The sequence below is a fragment of the Bifidobacterium boum genome, from assembly GCF_000741535.1.
In the GTDB taxonomy this organism is placed as follows: domain Bacteria; phylum Actinomycetota; class Actinomycetes; order Actinomycetales; family Bifidobacteriaceae; genus Bifidobacterium; species Bifidobacterium boum.
On the sequence record NZ_JGYQ01000016.1, the window covers coordinates 443,172 to 464,000 of the forward strand.

The 20,829-nt window shown below is 63.2% G+C and carries 9 protein-coding genes and 1 tRNA gene; 1 reads left to right on the top strand and 9 read right to left on the bottom strand.

All coding sequences use genetic code 11. The features are described 5' to 3' along the window. Positions 1-93: 93 nt before the first annotated feature. The 8 genes from BBOU_RS07770 to BBOU_RS07805 form a co-directional block, all read right to left on the bottom strand. Positions 94-819, bottom strand: a complete 726-nt coding sequence (locus BBOU_RS07770; RefSeq protein ID WP_051616828.1) for a hypothetical protein — start codon at positions 817-819, stop codon at positions 94-96. A gap of 602 nt (positions 820-1,421) precedes the next feature. Beyond that, positions 1,422-1,495, bottom strand: a tRNA-Gly gene (locus BBOU_RS07775). A gap of 176 nt (positions 1,496-1,671) precedes the next feature. Next, on the bottom strand, positions 1,672-3,483 hold the full coding sequence (locus BBOU_RS07780; protein ID WP_026503152.1) for an amylosucrase: 1,812 nt from the start codon (positions 3,481-3,483) through the stop codon (positions 1,672-1,674). Positions 3,484-3,660: 177 nt separating this feature from the next. Continuing rightward, positions 3,661-4,194, bottom strand: coding sequence for a holo-ACP synthase (locus tag BBOU_RS07785; RefSeq protein WP_051616829.1), 534 nt, complete (start codon positions 4,192-4,194; stop codon positions 3,661-3,663). Beyond that, a complete protein-coding gene (locus BBOU_RS07790) occupies positions 4,194-5,717 on the bottom strand; it encodes a CPBP family intramembrane glutamic endopeptidase (protein ID WP_035142524.1) in 1,524 nt (507 codons plus the stop codon). Before BBOU_RS07790 ends, BBOU_RS07785 begins: the two co-directional genes overlap by 1 nt. Before the next feature lie 132 nt (positions 5,718-5,849). Next, complete coding sequence (locus tag BBOU_RS07795) at positions 5,850-15,263, bottom strand: type I polyketide synthase (RefSeq protein WP_035142644.1); 9,414 nt, start codon at positions 15,261-15,263, stop codon at positions 5,850-5,852. 69 nt (positions 15,264-15,332) lie between these two features. Continuing rightward, entirely contained in the window at positions 15,333-16,943 is a 1,611-nt protein-coding gene (locus BBOU_RS07800) for an acyl-CoA carboxylase subunit beta (RefSeq protein WP_026503156.1), read from the bottom strand. After that, positions 16,940-18,826 (bottom strand): acetyl/propionyl/methylcrotonyl-CoA carboxylase subunit alpha, encoded by a 1,887-nt coding sequence (locus BBOU_RS07805; protein WP_026503157.1) that lies wholly within the window; start codon positions 18,824-18,826, stop codon positions 16,940-16,942. Before BBOU_RS07805 ends, BBOU_RS07800 begins: the two co-directional genes overlap by 4 nt. A 245-nt stretch (positions 18,827-19,071) precedes the next feature. Here BBOU_RS07805 and BBOU_RS07810 point away from each other — a divergent pair, with 245 nt between their 5' ends. Then, the gene (locus BBOU_RS07810; RefSeq protein WP_026503158.1) at positions 19,072-19,689 is read left to right on the top strand and encodes a biotin transporter BioY; all 618 of its coding nucleotides are present in this window, start codon (positions 19,072-19,074) and stop codon (positions 19,687-19,689) included. 151 nt (positions 19,690-19,840) lie between these two features. Here the strand turns inward: BBOU_RS07810 and BBOU_RS07815 are convergent, their stop codons facing one another. Continuing rightward, on the bottom strand, positions 19,841-20,713 hold the full coding sequence (locus BBOU_RS07815; RefSeq protein WP_026503159.1) for a biotin--[acetyl-CoA-carboxylase] ligase: 873 nt from the start codon (positions 20,711-20,713) through the stop codon (positions 19,841-19,843). Positions 20,714-20,829 lie beyond the last annotated feature (116 nt).

Below are 20,829 nucleotides of genomic sequence, written 5' to 3' on the forward strand. Positions count from 1 at the left end.
CCGCGGGCGAAACACGCCAAATCACAAGTATAACCCGAGACGTGGAAAAACAGGCAGGCGCCACGCCAAACACTGTCACAGCGCCATCAGCGCTCAGACCGCTTGAAGCAAACCACCGAACATGACGATACACAACGCCGCCACTTCAATGACAAAAAACAAAGTGAACGACGCCCAGCTGCGGGTCAGCACATTGAGCGGCGAATCCTTACGCACCACAATCAGCAGACCGACAAACACCACCGCATACACCGCCACTGCGGCACCCGCCGCCATAATGCCCAAATTCGCCGCGTTCGCCAGCGGCGCCGCCGGGCCGAACACCACATACGTCGAATACCAGAAATTGAAGCGCAGCAAGCATAAGCCGGCCACAAGCTGCTCGGCGACGACACCAACGACGAACACCAGTCGCCACAACCAGCGGCGGGTATCAACAATAAGCATGCCAAGACCGGTGAGTGCCAACACCGTCACCAGCCATGAAATGAACATGACGCCCTGCACGGATAATCTGCCGGTAACAGCGATCAGACGCTGGGTGTCACGAACCGCGATATCGCGGCCGATACCATACGGCACGATGACGGCAAACAGCAGCAGGACGGCAAACACCGCCCACTGCACCGGGTGCGAGCGGCTGCGCTCGATATCCGCGAGCGACAGGTCGCTGTCGGGGATGGTGGGTTCAGGATGCTTGGAGACGTCCACACGCTCGATTTTGCCCTGCACGATTTCAGTGGCGATGTTGGACTCGCCGGCGGTGTCGGCCGCCGTCCCGGTCGTATCGGTGTCGTGCCGTGTACCAGTCTGTGCCATGCATCGCCTCGCTTGTCTCGGACATGCGACGCCACGGCCACATGCTCGGTTTGCCCTCCACTCTAGTATGCCGCACTCTAGTATGCCGTATGCCGGATCGATGCGCACGAATCCGGGCCGGGCATCGATCCGTGTAACCCGTCCATCGTCAGTCAATCAGGACAGACCAAATCTCGACATCTGCGCGAATCGGCGTGCGTGGGCGAGATATTGAGAAAACAGTCCGAATATCTCTCGCCAGCCGTGCCCCTTCCCGATTCTTTCAGATTTCCCGCGTGACGCACGAGACTGCCGTCACCTCAAAACCGTTGATATTGCTAGATTTTCAAGATGGGTCATCGCTTCGACCACCTTGCTGGATCTCATTTTCTCACGAAATCAGGTGCCAGACGCGAGTTTTTCCGACTTTTTTCTGGACAACTCGTCGAATCGACATCCGAACGCGAGATATTAAGACCTGCCCTCCCCGACTACACCGAGGCAGGTGCCGGAATGCCGGATCAGGAAGCCACACAAACCGGCGACGCCACCAGCCTGCTTAGCGTCAGCAGGTTGAGGGCGGCGACGCAGAGAACGAAAAAGCCCCGGGATTCCAGGGCCAGTGGAGCGGATGACGGGAATCGAACCCGCGTAATCAGTTTGGAAGACTGAGGCTCTACCATTGAGCTACATCCGCGCATCGCAGCATCTGCAAGCCATCGGCAAGCAGACAACGCAACTTGAGCTAGTATACACGACACCGTGACGATGCCGCAACCGTGTCAGCGCCCATGGGGACACCGAGGGCGGGCGTGCCGTCGCGCAACGCATTCGCCCGCACGCGACGGTACGCCGAAGCCGACACCATACGCGTCAGCAGGCCTCGATCTTCCACTCGTACGGCTTGAGCGCCACCGTACGCGGCAGACTCACGCCTTCGATGCTATCAAGCGTCGCCGTGGCGTCACGGTTCGCGAAATTGAACACGCCGAGCAGGGTGCGCCCGCCTGACTGCCGGACCATCGCGAGAATACCGTCATCATGCGCATCCCACGTGGTCACCCAGGCGTCAGGCGCGAAACACGGATCCGAGCGCATCGCCCGCACATCCGCCATGCCTTCCCACAGCCGATTGGGCAGCGTTCCCGGAACATCGCGGTTCGCGGCGTTCTTCCAGTTGAACTTGCTGCGGTGCAGATTGCGGCTGTCGGCGACACGATCGGGATCTTCCTTGTAACCCCAGCCGTTGAGCTGGCCGATCTCATCACCGCAGTTGAGCATAGGGAACCCGCGAAGGAAGCCCATCGCGTGGTGCATGAGCAGGTCACGCTGGATCGAGCGCTCATACAGCGGCCGGTCATGCGTGATCAGCGCACGCTCAATACCGCACAGACTCGCCGTGGTGCCGCAGCTGCGCGCGTCACCGGACGCCGGATCGTAGTTGTACAGCTCGCCCATCGACCAGCTGCCGGGCACCATGCCCTCGTAGAAGTGGTAAAGGAATTCCTTGTGCTTGAGCGGGTCGATGCCCAACTGGCGTTCCACGTCCTCGTCCAGGCCCCAGCCGATATCGTCATGGCAGCGTAGGTAGTTGACGAACCAGCAGTTGTCGGGCAGGGCATCGAGCTTGTCGATCTGGGTTTTGAGCAGCCGGGTGTCGCCGTTGGCGAGCGCGCTCCACAAGTTGACCATGACGGACACGTTGTACAGCATGTGGCATTCGGGCTTTTCGGGAGTGCCGAAGTAGGCGGCGAGCTCCTTGGGGGCCATGACGACCTCGCCTTTGAACACGACGGCGGGGCAGACGATTTCGGACATGATGCGCATCATGCGCACGATGGTGTGGACTTGCGGCAGGTTGCGGCAGTTGGTGCCCAGCTGCTTCCAGATGTACGGCACGGCGTCGATGCGGAAGACTTCGACGCCGAGGTTGGCCAGATGCAGCAGGCTGGACATCATGGCGACGAAGACCTTGGGATTGCGATAGTTGAGGTCCCATTGGAACGGGTAAAACTGGGTCATGACCCATTTGCCCATCTGCTCGTTCCACGTGAAGTTGCCGGGGGCGGCGGTCGGGAAGACCTGCGGGACGACGGCATCATACTGGTCGGGGATGGTGCGGTCATCATAGCAGAAGTAGTAGTCCTGGTATTCGGGGTCGCCGGCCTGCGCGGCTTTCGCCCAGCGATGGGTGGACGCGGTGTGGTTCATGACGAAATCAAGGCACAGGCTGATGCCGGCTTCGCGCAGTTTCGCGGTGAGGTCGGCGAGGTCCTGATTGGTGCCGATGGATGGGTCGACGGTGTCGAAATCCTCGATGGCGTAGCCGCCGTCGTTGTCCGGGTGGGGCATGGTCAGCAGCGGCATGAGATGCAGGTAGGTCAGGTGCTGTTCTTTGAGATAGTCGATATGCTTGGCGAGATCGGTGAGTTTGCCGGCGAACAGGTCGGTGTACATGGTCATGCCGAACATGTCGCCGCGACGGTACCATTGCGGATCGTGTTCACGGGCAGCGTCGAGGCGTTTGAGGTCGGCTGGCCGGTCGGCGTGCGCTTGGGCCATGACCTGTTCGAAATGGTCGAATTCAGGGGAATCCCCGTACAACGAGTGGAAGAGTTGTTCAAGTTCTGCGCGGCGCGGGGCGAGCCGTTCGGCGAATACGGGATCGCGATATGTGGCTTCCATGTGAAACTCCTATGTCTCATCCGGCAGGCCTGCACGTTCAGGCCCGAAGTGACTCCAGTATATCAAACCGGTTCGATTCTGACGATGCGACGCTCCGGACTGCCCGCGATCACCTCGATTCCACGCATCGAGTGCGCCGGCATCGGCGCTGCCCCAAGCCGGGCACGGCTGAATGTCTTACACCCGGTCGGTGATCAATACGGCAACCGCTGAAGCGACCGGCCCATCATGGCTCAACGAAATATGCCAACGATACCGTGCGCTTCCCCGTCCGGCAGCGCGCCCCCGCCCGGCAGACCCATCAGTGGCTTGATCCAGGGAATCTTCCAACGCTCGAGCGACCGCATCCGCAAGAACGACATGCGGCACGCCACGCGCATCATCAAGAATCTCGATACCCGCCCACGGGATGGTGTCCACGGTGTACGGAAGCGGGGCGCACTCCCCCAGCGCCTCGCACCACGCTTTGATCACCGCTTCCTTGCCGGCCCACCGTGCGGCAAGATGCACGCCCTCACCATCGGCTTTCAGCCGGCCACGCAGCGCGCTTTGCCGCAACTCACGCGGCGAGAACAGGCGGCGCATGCCCCCGCCGGGCTCCTCAAGCTGCTCGGCGAAAGCATCCAATGCCACGACATCATGGCCGAGCCCCACGATACCGTCCAAATCACCCGATTCCACCCCTGTCACTGCGCCGCCCCGAGCCTGCATCATGCCGTCGTAAACCCGTTGACGCATGCGAACACGAACGACAATCCCAGAAACACGAGAAACCACGGTGAGCTCCAGCATGCGGCGAGCGTGCCCTTGAGGCTGCGGTTGGTCTGCATGTATTCGCGGATCTTGCCACGCCGCAGGATGAGATACAGCAGGGAGCCGATTCCGACAAGGATATACAGCCCGAAGCCGACAACATTCTGCGCGGTTTGCGGCATCACCGCCAAGAGGCGGGACAACAGGTCGGAAAACACGAAATTATTGGTGATATGCAGCGCGATCGACCACACCAGCCCATATTCAGTAGCGATATAGCCCAACACCAGACCGACGAGAATCGCGTATGCGCCTTGCAGCAAATCCGTGTGGAAAAAGCCGAACAGCACTGCGCTCGTGACGATCGAAAACACTTTGCCGTAGCGGGCGAGCGCCGGCATCACCAAGCCGCGGAACAGCAGCTCCTCCATAATCGGGCCGAAGAACCCGGCATACAGGACCATGGCGAGCGTGCCCATCGACGCGTCGATGCTGTCCATCGCCGTGTCAGGTTTCGCCCCGAACAGTCCGGACAGCCAGTCAAGCGCCGGCTCAAGAACAAACGAGTAGACGTCGGAGGCCCCCAAAATCAGCATGATGGAAATAAGGAAGACAACAGGGGTCATCGTGCGATGCGCGCGCTGCCCACGGCCAGCGAGCTCCAGCCACAGTTCGCGCGGCAACCCGTGCCATAACGGGTCGCGCGAACGCATGAGGGCCAGGTAGATCGCGCATCCGACCAGGGCGATCAGGCTGACGGCACCGGATATCCGATTGATGAAGGCATCACCGTCAATCGCCGATTCCGGAGTGCCCTGAAGGATCATTACCGTGGCGATGGTCATCTGGGCGACCAGCGCGACCGCCGTCATCACGACGCAATAGAACAGCACAAGCCGCGCCTCGCGGCCAACCGCACGACGCACCTGCTGGGCGTAGGTGAGTACGCGCTGAGGCTTCCATGCGGGCCGCCGGGATTGCGGCATAGCTTGCGGCAAGTACGTTCCGGTTTGGTATGGCGCCGACGGATACACCGGGACCTGCGGTATCAGCGGAACCGGAGGATACGGATAAGGAACACCTCGCATCGCAGCGTTTGCGCTACCGCTTGGGGCCTGTCGAGGTGGGAGCACAGGCTGCGGATAGGTGTGATACGGCCGGTACGGCGGAATCTGCCGGTAAGGCTGGTAGCTTGGCTTGGCCGATGGTTGGAACGAATATCCTTGCGGCTGGATTGGCTGAGCTGGCTGAACCAGTGGTTGAGGCGAAGCGTACCCCTGCTGCGCAACCCGCTGATAGTGCGAGGCTTGGACGGCGTGCGCGCCGTTCGTGTTGACTGGCGTGGGTTGCGGTATCGAGGCCGGTGGGCCGGACTGTTCGGTGTGTTCCGGCTGGTCGCCGGAGGCCATGCCTGAATCATCAATCTGGTCGCTCAACGCGTTTCCTTTCCCGTCGCCATCTGCCGGATGCAAAACAGCCATTCATGTCATCATCTCAGTCGAGATTGACCATTACATACACGCATGCTGCGTCTGCCGACGCTGAGAAGCTTCTCAGCGTCGGCAGACGCAGCATCATGTGCCGGATTCCTGCCGGCTCAGCATCTTAGACGATCAGGCTGCATAGTAGCCGTCAGCGCCAAGGCGGGCGTTCGGATCGAGCAACATCGCCTTCTCGACCTCATGCGCGTCGTAGCCGTGGCCGTCCTTGCGGAAGTGGCGCTCGTCGATTGGCTCGTAGAGCGCGGCATGGCCCATCATGCCTTCTTCCAGACGACGATGGCCTGCAGCCAGACGGCTGTTCGCGCGCTTGCGCCACGCCTGGAGCGCTTCATCGCCTGCGGTGTGAGCGACCGCGGCTTCGAAGGCGCCGGGGCTGACAATCGCCACGAAACCGCCGACATGGCCGAAACCGAGGGATGTCGCCAATCCCGCCTTGACCGGGCCGACCTTGATGGGGATGGTCGGCCAGACCATGAAATCGTCACGCTTGAGCTTCGGATCGACGCAGTCGAGCGCAGCGTTCGCCGGGACGATGCCCGTGCGGAACAGCTGGGTCAGGCCGTTGATCTGGAACACGCAGGCGCCGCCCTTCGCATGGCCCGTCAGGCTCTTCTGGGAGATGACGAGCAGCGGGTTGCCTTCGGTACGGCCGATGGCGTGCGCAAGCGTGTTGTGCAGCTCGGACTCATTCGGATCGTTCGCGTTCGTGGACGTGTCGTGCTTGGAAACCACGGCGATATCGTCCGGGGTGACACCAAGCCGCGCCAAATCATGCACCAGCTTGGAATCACGGCCGCCCATGCCGGCGGCGAGCGCACCCAGCCCCGGAGCGGGGATCGAGGTGTGCGCACCATCAGCGTAGGAGTGGATGAATCCGACAACACCGGCGACCGGCAGGCCGAGCTTGAGCGCGATATCGCCGCGGGTCAGCAGAATCGTGCCGCCGCCCTGCGATTCGACAAAACCGCCGCGACGACGGTCATTCGCGCGGGAGAAGAAGCGCGAGTCAATACCCTTGGCGTACATCTCTTGGGCGTTCGCGGTGGCGTTCATGTTGCCGAAACCGATGACGGATTCAACACCGATGTCGTCGATGGCGCCGGCGACCACAAAATCAGCCTTGCCGAGCGCGATTTTGTCGGCGCCTTCCTCAACGGAGACCGCAGCGGTCGCGCAGGCAGAGACCGGCTGAATGATATTGCCGTACCCGCCGATGTACGACTGCATCACATGGGCGGCGACCACATTCGGCAACGCCTCCTGGAGGATGTCGGTCGGAATCTCATGGTTGAGGAAGCGATCGAGGTACAGCTTGCGCATCGACTGCATACCGCCGAAACCGGTGCCTTGCGTGTCCGCGACCATGGAGGGGTGTACGGCCTGCAGGATCTCCGTTGGCGTGAAGCCTGCGGACAGGTAGGCGTCCACCGCGGTGACGATGTTCCACAGGGCGATCGGGTCCACCGCACCGACCATCGAAGCGGGGATGCCCCACTTGAGCGGGTCGAAGCCCTTGGGGAACTGGCCGCCGACCGTTCGGGTCATGGTTGCGCGACGCGGCACGCGAATCATCGAGCCGGCATGGCGGGTGACCACCCATTCGCCTGCTTCAGTATCTTCGCGGATGCTGGTGTGCGCTTCGTCAAGCTTGACGTATTCACGGGCCATATCCTCGGTGGGTACGGAGAATTCGACATCATGGTCGAGGAAGATTTCAGCCTCTTCCTCGTCATTGCCGCCTCGCTCGCCGTCACGAAGGTAGTCGGAGCCCATGCCGTCTTCGAACGGTCGGACACCGCTGCGCGCCACGACCTCGTCATGGTACCGTTCAGCGATATCCTCTTCGGGAACCAGATTGCCGTCGGTGTCATACCAGCCGGCTTTCGGACTGTCTTGCCAAGTGAGCAAGCCCATATTCCACGCGAGTTCGAGCACAGCGCCCGCGGACAAGTCAACGCTGCCGTCGGGGTGGATGCCGAGCTCCGCCTGGGCACGGGTGCGACCGGAACCCCACGGGCCAAGTTCGCCGACGGAAACGATGACGATTTCGTCTTCAGGACGCGCGGTGACATTGCTCCAGTCGTCGAGATTGATGTCAGGCTGGCGGGGTACGCGCGGCGTCGGCAGGGCCTTGATGATCGCCGTGGCGGTGGTTGCCGCGTTCCGGCTGTTGTCGGAGGCTTGCGATTCGGCGCGTGCCGCATCTTCCATGGCCTCACGGCGCAAAGCGCTGATATCGATGGGCTCGCCGCCCAAGCCTCCGGTCAGATCCACATCCAGCGGTGCGATCTTGGCTTGTTCGCGGGCTTCCTTCGTGGACAGTTCGAGGAGCTTGACGGCGATCTGCGCGGTCGAATAGGTCTTCAAACCGTGGCGTTCGACCACTTCGACAAGCGGGTCGTTGCCGCCCATCAAACCGGTTCCACGCACCCAGCCGATCTTCGGATGGGCGAAGGTGACGCGGCCGGACCACACGCGTTCGGCGTGGGCGCGGTTGACGATCGCGTCGAACGCGCTCTTGACTTCGCCGTAGGCGCCGTCGCCGCCGAAAATGCCGCGATTCGGCGAACCGGGCAGAATCACGTGAAGCCGGTGCTGCACGTCGGTGTCCGAGCCGATGACCGCGAAACCGGTGATCGCGCGTTCCACGCCCCACAGCATGAGGCGCGCCTGCGATTCGAACAGTTCGCCGGAATCGGCCATGGTGCCATGAACCGGAGGGGCGGCGAACGGGAAGAACAGGGTGGGCTCATACGCCGGTTTGATCACCGTGGTCGTAGCGCCGGATGTCTTCTTCTGCTCATGGCCGACCCAATCGACCAGCGCATCGACATCACGGTAGCTGGACAGGTTCGCGGGGACGAGCCACAGGCGGGCTCCCGCGGCGGCATACGTACGGTATGCCTGCTTCGCCCACTGTTTGACGGACGGTTTGAAGCTATGCGAGGTGGCGACGACAGTCGCGCCTCCGGCGAGCAGGCCGCACACGACTTGGGCTGCGATGGAACGCGGGGCGACACCGGTGACGACGGCGATATCTCCGGCGAAGCGGGATGCCGCAGGGTCGGTCTTCGGGTCGGCGAGCGCTTGGGTGGCGATGGTGTCGTATATCGCGGCGAGATCGCGGTTGTCCTCGCGTTCGGCCTTGTCTGCGAACCACTTGGCTTGCTTGCATACCGCGTCGCCGGCGCCGGTGAAGTCCCGCTCCGCGACCGACCGGTCGTCGTTGTAGTACAGGCGGGCGAGGTCCTCGCGGGCGGTTGCCCAACGGTCGTCGAATTCGATGGCCTTACGGGCGTCGAAGCGCGGTTCGACCTGCTTGGGCCAGTCGGAGCCGAGTTCGGCGGCGACGGCTTGGACCACCGCCGCGTCCTCGTTGTCTTCCGGCTGGGCGGCCGGGGTGTTCAAGCCGAGCCGGTCAAGCACGTAGCGTGCGGTGGAGGCGAGTACGCCGGTGGAACCGGTGACCTGCTGGGCGAAGGCGTCAAGCGCGGCGGAATCGACCACCGCACCCGAGGCGACGCCGGAAGCGGACGGCAGCGCGACCGTGATGTTGCGGCTTGCGGCCACCTGCTGGACCGCCGTATCAATCAGCGCGTTGGCAGCAGCCTGATTCTGTGCGTCTTCGGTACCGAGAGTCGCCAGATCCCCGCCGCGCGAGGACGCCCCATCACGCGTGCCGAGCACGAGAGCGACGAGCACGTGGGACGCCCAGCCTTCGCCGAGCTGCCACGTATTGGTCACCCGCTGTTCGACCTGGGCCTGCTTGATGCCGGCTGCACCGAACAGGTGGCGGATGCGGTCGCGTACGATGTCCGCAAGCACCTGGCCGAAGGGCTTGTAATTCGGGGCGACCTTGTCGACCAGCTTGTTCAGTGCGGAAACCGGAGCTTCGGCGGCGCCATCGACGCTGGCCACGCCGAGTTCGGAGCTGATATCCATGAGCAGCTGGTTGCGCCTGGAGGAGACGCCGTTGGTGAGCGTGTCGGTCGTGTCGTTGTCGCCGATCTGGTCGGGGCGGATTTTGCCCGCGTAGGCGAGCAGCGCTGCGATGGCGTCGGAGGCATGGAATGGGATATCCGCCGGCCGTTCGCCGGATGCGGCTGCGGGGGCAGCAGGAGCAGGGGCCGCAGAGGCAGCAGCCGGTGTGGTCTGCGTCGCCGCGACGGTGGGAGCCGCAGGAGCAGCAGCGGGTGCGGCGGACGCGGCGGCGCTATCCTCCTCGTCCTCAACCTCAACGAGCGGATCGGTATCGGTCATGTACATCCGGCCCTCGTCGCGCCCCACGTTGTACACGGTCACATGACGGCCGGTGTACTGCGGCAGACGCAAGGTCTTCGTACCGAGGTTCGCGAGCGTCGGGGCGTTGCCCAGACCGACCTCGACATATTCCTCCACGCCAAGCCCGTCGTGTGCGGTCGCGCGGAACATGAGGTCCTGCGTTTCGATCCATCGCACCGGGCTGGCGAACTGCCAAGACAGCAGTTCGGTCAGCAGCAGGCGGCCGAGTTTCTGCTCGTCGGCGGCGTAAGAATCCCACACCTGCGGGTCGTCGAGCGCGGCCTTGATGCGTTCGGACGGCACGACGTCGAGGATCTTGCGCGCGAAATCGCGTGTCATTTCGAACGGCACGGCCACAAGGTTCGGAATGTACCGTCCGACCAGACGCTGGTAGTCGATGTACTGCGGCAGGAGTGCGTCAAGCTTGTCGCGGAATTCGGGCACGCCCTTGCGCAACAGCCTCGAGTGGAACGGCACATCGATACCGGGAACGAGCATGAAGGCCGGCTTGCCGCCGTATTCCGCCACGCGGCGGGCGGCATCCGCCTTCAGTGCCTTGAGCCCGGCGATTGTGCCAGCGATTGCGTACTGCTGGCCTGCAAGGTTGTAGTTGACGATTTGCAGGAATTCGCCGGACTGCTTGGCGATGCTTTCGACGTACTCTTCGACGCCGTCATCGCCGACGCCGAACTGGTTCGGCCGCAGCGCGCCCATGCGATAGTTGGAGCGTCCCTGTTCGTCGCGCTCGATGAGATGGTGCATCGTGGAACCACGGTGGAACACGAGTTCGAGCACGGTTTCCAACGGGATGATGCCCGCGAAGGAACTCAGCGCGTTGTACTCGCCGAGCGAATGGCCGGCAAAGTAGGACGGCCACAAATCGCAACCGGCTTCGCGCAGACGTGCGGTCTGTGCGAATGCGACCGTGGCGAGCGCGACCTGGGTGAACTGGGTGAGGTTGAGCAGCCCGTCGGGGTGCCGGTAAGTGACGCCGTTGGCGGTCAGTTCCTTGGGGTTGTCACGCACAACAGCAAGGATTGAGAAGCCGAGTTTGCTTCGGGTCAGCGCGTCGGCGCGTTCCCACACTTCGCGGGCGGCCGGTGATTTCGCACGCTCATCCAGAGCCATGCCCTGCTTTTGGATGCCCTGGCCCGGGTAGGCGAAGGCGGACACGAGCGGGCGGGTGGCGGCGGTGCCGCGCGAAACTAGCTGGCCGTCGATGCGGCAGGTGACTTCGAGCAGCAGCCCGCCATGACGGATATGGCCGACACGTTCGACGGTGATCTCCACTTGGTCGTCCAACTGGACCATGCCGTACATGTTGTAGGTCCAGCCGGCGATTTCGTAATGCATGCCCTTGTCATCGCTCGCCTGCACCACATGCTGGGCGGTGGCGGACAGCCACATGCCGTGCACGAGCGGAGCGTCCAGGCCGCTGATGGCAGCGCCGCGCACGGAGGTGTGAATCGGGTTGAAATCGCCTGAAGTCCGTGCGAATGCGGTCATTTCATGCGGGGCTCGGACGGTGACGCGACGCAGCAGGCGGCGCGGGGTCGCTTCGGTGGACTCGCCGGCCTGGTCCTTCGCGTCATCCTCATTCGGGGTATGAGACGGATGATCCCGGTAGGTGAGATATTCGCCATAATCAGGCGCTTCGACAGGCAGCTCGTCGCTGTAGGCGCGGCCGCGGATGGCGAAGCGTTCGGTCTCATGGGCAAGTACCGTGCCGTCGGCGGCGGTGTGCGTCACATGGATGGTAACCACGCGCCCGGAGGCGGATTCGGCGTACGGGTCCGCCCAGCTGGTCAGGCTGATCTGCTCGCCAGTGTGACGCAGCAACTCACGTTCGGGCACTTGCAGTTCGATGAGATGGTCAAGATGGACCGCATTGAGCAGGCCTTCGATGACCGGGTAGCCGTTGACGCTCACCGAGCCGAGCGCCGCGTAGATCGCCGGCCATGCCGGGCCTACCAGCGCGTCGGGGGCGATACGCGAAGCGTTAAGATCCCCCGGCATAATCCCGGCGGTCGCAGCCTCATGGTCGACGCCAAGATTCGCGGATAGCGTGTACTGGGTGTGCGCTTGGCCGAAGGGGTAGCGCTCGGTATCGTCTGCCGGCGTGACTTCGGGCATTGCGGTAAGCCGGTCCCCAGTGATTGCGGTGTTGCCGATACCGGCGACCGCGGCCAGCATCGCGTACACATGTTCGGGCAGACGCTCGCGGTCCACGACCGGCAGACGACCGCGATCCGCGTCGCTCACGATCAGTGGAATCACGATGTCGCGCACCGCGTGCTTGCCGAGCCCGCCGTCGGGATCCTTGTCCCAGAAGGTGTCGAGGTGGATGTCCAGATCCAGCAGCGTGTTGTCACCGTCCGTGCCGACTTCGTCGATACGGTAGTTTGCGTCATCCGCAGCCGTTCCATATGCGGGATTGCCGGTCACGTGGCCGATCCAAGAAATGTTCGGGCAGCTGCGCACGTACGCCTGCACGTCACCTGCTCCGGCGAGCGTGCCGAGGGCGTTGACAGCCGGCTCGTCCGACTGCGCCGCCAAGGCTTGCGTGCGTTCCAGCGCGGCGTGTTCGAAACGTCCGAGAATATCGGCGACCGGCTCGTCGATGGTCGTGATGCCGGCCACCGAGATCGGGCCGGGGATGATGCGCACGGCGTCCGCACTGTAGCGCGGATCTTCGGACTGCCACAATTGGTCGCGTCCCCACCAACGCAGCAGGTCGTTGTCGATCACTGGGACGAACGGCATCGGCTTGGGGTATTCGTTGACCAAAGTGATGAACCATGCGGCATCGGTCGGCTCGACTTCAAGCGTGTTAATCTGCGGGTAGCGCTCCCCCAGCCGGTTCAGCGCCTGCTGCGGGTCGGATTCCACATCGGCGCGCACGGCGAACAACGGCGTGAACTCGCCGGATTCCTGGTCACGAACGCGGGCCTCGATGCGCTGCAGCAGGTGCAGGTAGCGGTCTGCATAGGTCGGGTCGGCCCAGGGGAAGGACAGATCAGCGAACCGCTGCGCCCACTGGCGGTAGGTCATCGAAGCAACGTCGCCGAAATACGGTTTCGCGGTCTTGTCAAGCGCGTCGATGATTTCGGCGCGGCGAGGCTCAATCTGCTCGGGGTGCTTCATCATCTCGACCAGCAGACGGCCGCAACGGGCTGACGCGTTCTCCAGCTCGTAGATATCCGCATGCAAATGGCTCAAGCCGGAGCTGACACCGCCGACCACCTTGCCGGACGGCACCCAGCGTTCGCCACGCGGGGCGAACGGATCGTCGCCGCCCTGTTCGAGTGTGATGCCGGGGGTTTCGACGAGCATACGCTTGACCTGCGGGCTGGTGTGCGCCTCCTTGGCGGTCATGACGGCAGTGCCGACGAGCACACCATCCACCGGCATGTCCGGCTCGCCGTAAGCGCGGGACCATTCGCCGGAAATGTAATCCGCAGCGCGTTCAGGCGTACCGATGCCGCCGCCGGCGACCAGCACGAGGTTCTCGCAGCCGCGCACGTCAGCGTACGTGTCGAGCAGCAAATCATCCAGCGACTCCCAGGAATGGTGACCGCCGGCGGAACCGCCTTCGACTTCGGCGATGATGGTGACCGGGGCGACCGCCTTCGCGATGCGCACCACCTGGCGGATCTGATCGACGGTGCCAGGCTTGAACGCCACATACGGAAGGCCGTCCGCCCGCAGGGATGCGATGAGCTGCTTGGCTTCGTCGAATTCCGGGATGCCCGCGGACACGACCACGCCGTCGATCGGAGCGCCGGAGGCACGCTTCTTCGGCACCAGGCGCTGCGTGCCGAACTGGAGGTTCCACAGGTAGCGGTCCATGAACATCGCGTTGAATTCGACCGTGCGGCCTTCTTCGAGCTCATCTTCCAGCTCGGACAGATGCTGGTTAAGCACCTCGGCGGTCACCTGACCGCCACCGGCGAGTTCGGCCCAGTATCCGGCGTTCGCCGCGGCTGCGACAATCTGCGGGTCCACGGTGGTCGGGGTCATGCCGGCCAGCAGAATCGGCGGCTTGCCGGTCAGCTCGCTGAATTTCGTGGCGATGCGGTCGCCGGCTGGCGTGTGGATGACACGCGGACGATACACATTCCAGTTCTGCAGACGTTCAGGCTCGCCGGTCAGTGTAGACAGCGCCGCCCGATCGGCGGAGCTGGCCGCCTCGACCACGCCGGCACCGCTGCCTTGGGCGAGTGCGGCGACCAGTTTGCCGGCGGTCGTACCCGGCCCCATATCGATGATCCACAATGCGGACGGGTCGGTGGACGCAAGCAGTTTGCGTACACGGGCAGTCCAATCCACATGATTGATCAGCACCTCTTCGGCAAGCTCACGGGCACGCAACCCATCGAAGCCGCACGCCTGCGCCCACGCGACCGTCTGGTCGACGGCCTCAGCCATAAGCGGGGAATGGAACGGCAGCGTCACGTCAAGGTATTCGAGCGTCGGATCGAACACAGAACCACCGCGTACCTTCTGCTCGCGCAGACGCGCCTGCTTGCGATGCTCCTTGCCTGCGGCGAGCGCGAACAGCGCCAGATCCTCCGGGTATCCGGACAGGACCTGATGGTCGGGGGCGTTCTCCACGGCGATGGAGATCGGCCCGCGGGTGGCCGGGATACGCGCAATCAGCGTTTCAGTCTGTTTGCGGTTCGCCCCCTTGACCGACAGCATCGGGGTGGCGCCTTCCAGTTTGGCATGCAGGCCTAGCAAACGGGCCTGGCGCGTGCCGGCGACACCGATGAGGCGTGCGATGGCGAGAATCTCATCAATCGGCTCTTGGGCGGCTTCGAGCGAACCGGCATGCTGCAATTCACGCGCCATATGCACACCGATAACACCCTGCGAGTGGCCGAGCAGCGCCATCGGTTGCGAAACGGGATTGTATCCCAGATGCACGGCGTCCATAATGGCTGCAAGTTGGGTAAGCGCAATGCCTTCGACGCTCACCGACGCGTCGGCGGCGACACCGAGCGAAGCACCGGACGGTTTGAATCCGAACACGTCGATTGGTTTTCCGGTCACGGCGAGCAGATCGGCGGCCACGGGGGTGAGCAGACGGTCTGCGGCAAGGACTTGGGTGCGCAGGTCCGCGGCGAGAGTCGGGTCGCCCATCGCGTCGGCGAGCGCCATCGTCCACGGTGTGGACTGCCCGCCGAACACCACGGCATGCGGTTCGTCGACAAGTCTGGACAGGAATGGTTTCGTACTGGTCATTGTTATTCCTTTACGGGTTTCCGTTCGATTCGTGTGTTGCTGATTGATGAGCTTGACGGTTGGAAGCGCTTACATCGGCTGATTGCCGTGATGCTTCTCCACCGGCCGGAAGCGACGCTTGCCGGCGAAAGTGCGCAGGACCCCGGCGATCGCGTCCCTGGTCTGCTCGGGGTCGATCATCGCGTCGATCTGCCCGGTTTCCATCGCAAGATTCGCGTTGACGGTCGTGGTCTGATAGTCGGCGACGTACTTGGCGCGCAGCGCCTCCACGTCCTGCCCGCGTTCCTTGGCTTTCTGTAGGTCCTTGCGGTGGATGATGTTGACCGCGCCCTGGGCACCGAGCACCGCAATCTGGCTGGACGGCCAGGCGAGGTTCACATCCGCGCCGATCGCCTTGGAACCCATGACGATGTATGCGCCGCCGAAGGCCTTGCGCAGGATCACCGTCACCATCGGCACTTGTGCATTCGCGTACGCGTAAATCACTTTCGCGCCGCGGCGGATGATACCCGCATGCTCCTGGTCGCTGCCCGGTTTGTATCCCGGCGTGTCCACAAGCGTAACGACCGGCAAGTTGAACGCGTCGCACAACCGCACGAAACGCGCGACCTTCTCGGAGGACTCGACATCGAGGATGCCGGCGAGCACATTCGGCTGGTTGGCGACGATACCGACCGGATGGCCTTCAATGCAGGCGAAACCGACCACCGCGGATTTCGCGTACAGTTCCTGCACCTGCACGAACTCGCCATAGTCGACGATACAGTGGATGACATCAAGCATGTCATACGGTTGACGGTCGTTATCCGGCACGATGGAAGCGATACGTGCGGCGGCCGCCTGGTCGGCGTGGGTGGACGCGTAGGCGAACACGGGAGGCTCCGACTGGCAGTTCGACGGCAGGTACGCGAGCACGGTGCGCGCGTAGTCGATCGCATCCGCCTCATCCTCACCAAGATAGTGGGCAACGCCGGAAACCACGTTATGCACGTAGCCGCCGCCCAAATCCGCCATACTGATCATCTCACCGGTGGATGCTTTGACCACGTTCGGACCGGTGACGAACATGTCGGAGTTCTCGCGCGTCATGATGATCAGATCGGTCAGCGCCGGGCAATACACGGCGCCGCCTGCGCACGGGCCGAGAATGATCGAGATCTGCGGGACGAAACCGCTTGCCTCGCAGGTTTTCTTGAAGATCCGACCATACTGGCTCAGCGCCGCAACACCCTCCTGGATGCGCGCGCCACCAGAGTCGATGAGCGCGACAATCGGCACTTTGAGGCTGATCGCCATATCCATGAGATGGCAGATCTTCTCGCCCTCGGCCACGCCGAGTGTGCCGCCGCGCACGGAAAAATCCTGCGCGTACACGGCGACCGTGCGGCCATACACTTTGCCGAACCCGGTGATAACGGCCGAACCCGCCACCCCCTTGTTGATGTCGCCGCCGACAAACCGGCCGATTTCCTGGAAGCTGTCCGCGTCGAACAGCAGGTCGAGGCGCTCGCGAGCCGTGCCTTTGCCTTTCGCATGCTGGCGTTCGCGAGCATGCTCTTCGGCGGTGCGCGCAAGTTCGGCGGCCCGTCCCACCGCCGGGCGGATCGGCTGGGTCGCGTCTTGCGCCGTGGTGTTCGCCGGCTGCACTGATGATTGCGGTGCGCTGATGGTACTGGTCATTGCCGGTCTCCTTCCGTGCCCTGGCCTTCGCCCGCCGATGCCGCGGATGCCGCTTGTGCGCCTTCGGCGGCGTGGATATCAAGCTCGACAAGCGTCTGCCCGCCGTCAACACCGTCCGCGGGACCGACGCAGATTTTCTTGACCGTGCCGTTGACCGGCGCGTACACGTAGTTCTCCATCTTCATGGATTCAAGCACGACCAACAGGTCGCCCTTGGTGACGCTCTGGTCTTCCGCCACGTTGACGCGGGTGACGATCGCCTGCATCGGCGAGGAGATGATGCCGCTTTTCGCCCCGTCATCCACCTTCGGCTTGCCGATATCGTGCAAGCCTTGACCGCGCAACGGCTGGGTGGCACGCCGCGCGGACCGCACGCGGGCGGCACCCGTCAGCCCATCGACAATCGTCTGGGGGACAGTGAGTTTGACCCGCTTGTCATTGACTTCGATGAAGAAGGAATCGCTGGCGGCAGGCTTTTCGCTGGAAGCGCCGGCGAGTGAAGCGGGCTGACCGGCACCGGCGGCCGCCGGCTCACGGTTGAGATACTTGCGCTCCAGCCATTTGGTGGATACGCTGAACGGATGCTGTTCGGCAGTGAACTCAGGATCGTCGAAGATCTGCTCGAACAGGCTCACCGGCGACGGCACGCCTTCAATACGCAGCTCGCCGAGCGCCCGTCGCACGCGGGCGACCGCAGTCGCGCGATTCTGCGCGGTGACGACGAGCTTGCCCATCAGGGAATCGAATTTCGGCGAGATCGTGTCCCCCGCCTTGACTCCGGAATCCACGCGGATTCCCGGACCGGCCGGCCATTGCAATCCGGTGAGCGTGCCTGAACTCGGTGTCAGGTTCGTCGCAGGGTCCTCACAGGTGATGCGCAGCTCGAAGCTATGTCCGCGGATGCTCTCCGGGTGGGTCAGATGCCCGCCTGCAGCGATGGTCAGCTGTTCGCGCACCAAATCCAATCCGCATACCTGCTCACTGACCGTATGCTCGACCTGCAACCGCGGGTTGACTTCCAGGAAATACACTTTGCCTTGCTCGGTGAGCATGAACTCGCAAGTGCCAAGCCCAACGTAATCCACCGCCTCGAACAGGCCGCGAGAGTAGCGTTCCAACGCTTCAAGCGCTTTCGGGGGCAGGAAGGGGGCGGGAGCTTCTTCGACGAGTTTCTGGTTCCGGCGCTGCACCGAGCAGTCACGCGTCGAATACACGACGAAATCGCCGTGGCTGTCCCGCCCGCACTGGGTTTCCACATGACGCGCCTTGTCGATGAACCGTTCGACAAAATACTCGTCCAAATCACCGCCTTGGAGCGCGTCATGACTCAAATAGAAGCTGCGCAGCTCGTCATCGTTGTGCACGATGGTGATGCCGCGGCCGCCACCGCCATCCGTGCGCTTCATCATAATCGGATAGCCGTGCGTCTGCGCGAAATCAAGCAGCTCACGCATGTCACGCACCGGTTCGGAAATACCGGGGACCGGCGGGACTTTCGCGCGGGCGGCAACCCGGCGGGCCGTGATCTTGTCACCCAGATCAACCAGGGCTTTCGGATCGGGACCGACCCAGACGGCTCCGGTCTCACGCACCTTGGTTGCGAATGACGGGACTTCAGAGAGGAACCCGTAGCCGGGGTGCACCGCGTCGGCACCGCTCCTGTGCAGGATGCCGATCAGCAGATCCTCGTTGAGATACGTGTCACGGTAGGTGTCGCCGGGCAGCAGATACGCCTCATCCGCCATCTGGACGTATTGTTCGTCACGATCCTGTTCGGCGTACACAGCGACCGTGCGAATGCCCATTTCCCGGGCGGTGCGCACGACGCGCAGCGCGATTTCGCCGCGGTTCGCCACCAGAAGTTTGCTGACAGTATTGACCATGCTTTCCAAGCTATGACGCGAAGCTTGAGCGGGACGGGGGCATGGACGACAAAGAATCCGCGATCTTTTTGTAACCCTCCACAAACGTCACCGTAAGTTGGCTTGCGATTTTCGGCGGTATTCCGCCATTGTTGCGTCTGTAACGCAACCGAGGCGATACTTGGACGACATGGAGACGCACAACCGCGCCCATACAATGATGCCCTGCACGCCCAGTCAGGGCGCATTGGAAAGAAAGGGCTTCCATGTCATCACCTACCACACCATCAGCCACGGTTTCCGTCACGACTTCGACCACCGCACGCCGCCTGCTGCAATCAGCAGGCGTGTCCCTGCTGTTCGCACTGCTCCTGTGGGCTGCAGCAGCCGCCGGGCGCATTCCGATTCCCGGCACGCCGGTCGCCATCACCTTGCAGACCTTCGTGCTCATGCTCGCCGCCTTGAGTCTTGATTGGCGCGAAGCCGGCGGCGCGGTCGTGTTGTATCTGCTCGCCGGAGCCGCCGGCCTGCCTGTGTTCTCTGGCGGCATGTCCACGCTGGCGCTGGTCGGCCCGAGTGCCGGCTTCCTGTTCGGCTTCCTGCCGGGTGCCATCGTCACGTCCCTGCTCAAGGGCAAGGCACGCAGCACGGGTGCACGCGCCTACTGGCTGACCGCCGTGAGGTATTTCGGCGCCTCGCTGGTCGGCTGCGTGGTTGTCGTGTACGCCTTCGGTGTAAGCATCCAGGCGATGCTCACGCATGTTCCCCTGAGCGCTGTGGCGCTCGCCTCGCTCGGCTTCGCCGGCGGTGACCTGCTCAAGGCAGTTGTCGCCTCCGCAGCCGTCAGCGGGCTGTCCTCATACATCGCCCGTGATGCGAAGTAACGACGACGAACGTCGAATAACGCCAAATAACGACCGTACGCACTAGTCGCACCAGTCGATAGCGGAAGGCCGCCGTCCCATGATTGTGGGCGGCGGCCTTCTGCATGTTCCGCAGTATCCGCGAATCCGTCAATGAACGCGTCGGACGCGCTCAGGCGAGCACGCCGACGTCACCGGTCGTGACCGTATGTTTGGCACCGTCATCATCCACGATGGCAAGCGAAGCGTCAGGATTGATGCGCACGGCACGCCCCTCAAGCGCGTCGCCGCCAACCAATCGCGCTTGGACACGCCGGCCGAGCGTCCAACTCAACCGCTCGGTCTCGTCAAGCAACTGGCCGGCATACCCGTGGCTGTCCTGAACAAACTGTGCGATCCGATTTCGCAGGCCGGCTGTCAGGTCCGCCGCGAGCATATCGCGCACCACCTGCGCGTCCGGCAACGGATCGACATGCAGTTGCAGCGAGGTGGATTGCGGGGTCGGCAGGCTTTCCGCGCGCAACGCAAGATTGATACCGATGCCGATGATCACGCCCACACGCTGCGTGTCAAGCGGCACCAGCTGGACGAGAATCCCGCCAAGCTTCAAACCATGGCAGAAGATGTCATTCGGCCATTTGATGGCCAGCGAGCAATCCTGCCGACGCGGACTGGCACCGCAAGCGCGGACGGTACTTCTGATTGCGTCCAAGGAGGCCAATCCCGCCAATGTCGGCAGCCATCCGTTGACGGTCTCGTCAGCGACCACCTGCCGAGGCATCACCGTGACGAACGACACCGTGAACGACTCTCCCGGCCGGTTCACCCACGCACGCCCAAGCCGTCCGTGCCCGCCGGTCTGGTAGTCCGCCGCAATCACCGTGATCTTCCCGTCATCCGCCGGGTCGCCCCCGATCCGCCCATCGGCGAGCATCTCGCCGGCAAGCGTGTTCGTCGAATCCACCTCGGCCAATGCGATCAGCCGGTCAGACTCCTGCTCGGTCCGCGGCATGCGTGGAATCGTCCCCTGTTTATCAAACTCCATGACTCCCAGCCTAACGCCGATACGATCGAAACCGCGGATGTACGCGCCGGATGGTCCACACGACAGACGGCTGGAACCGCGAACCGGTATCCGCGATGCCGGTTTGTGAACCAATC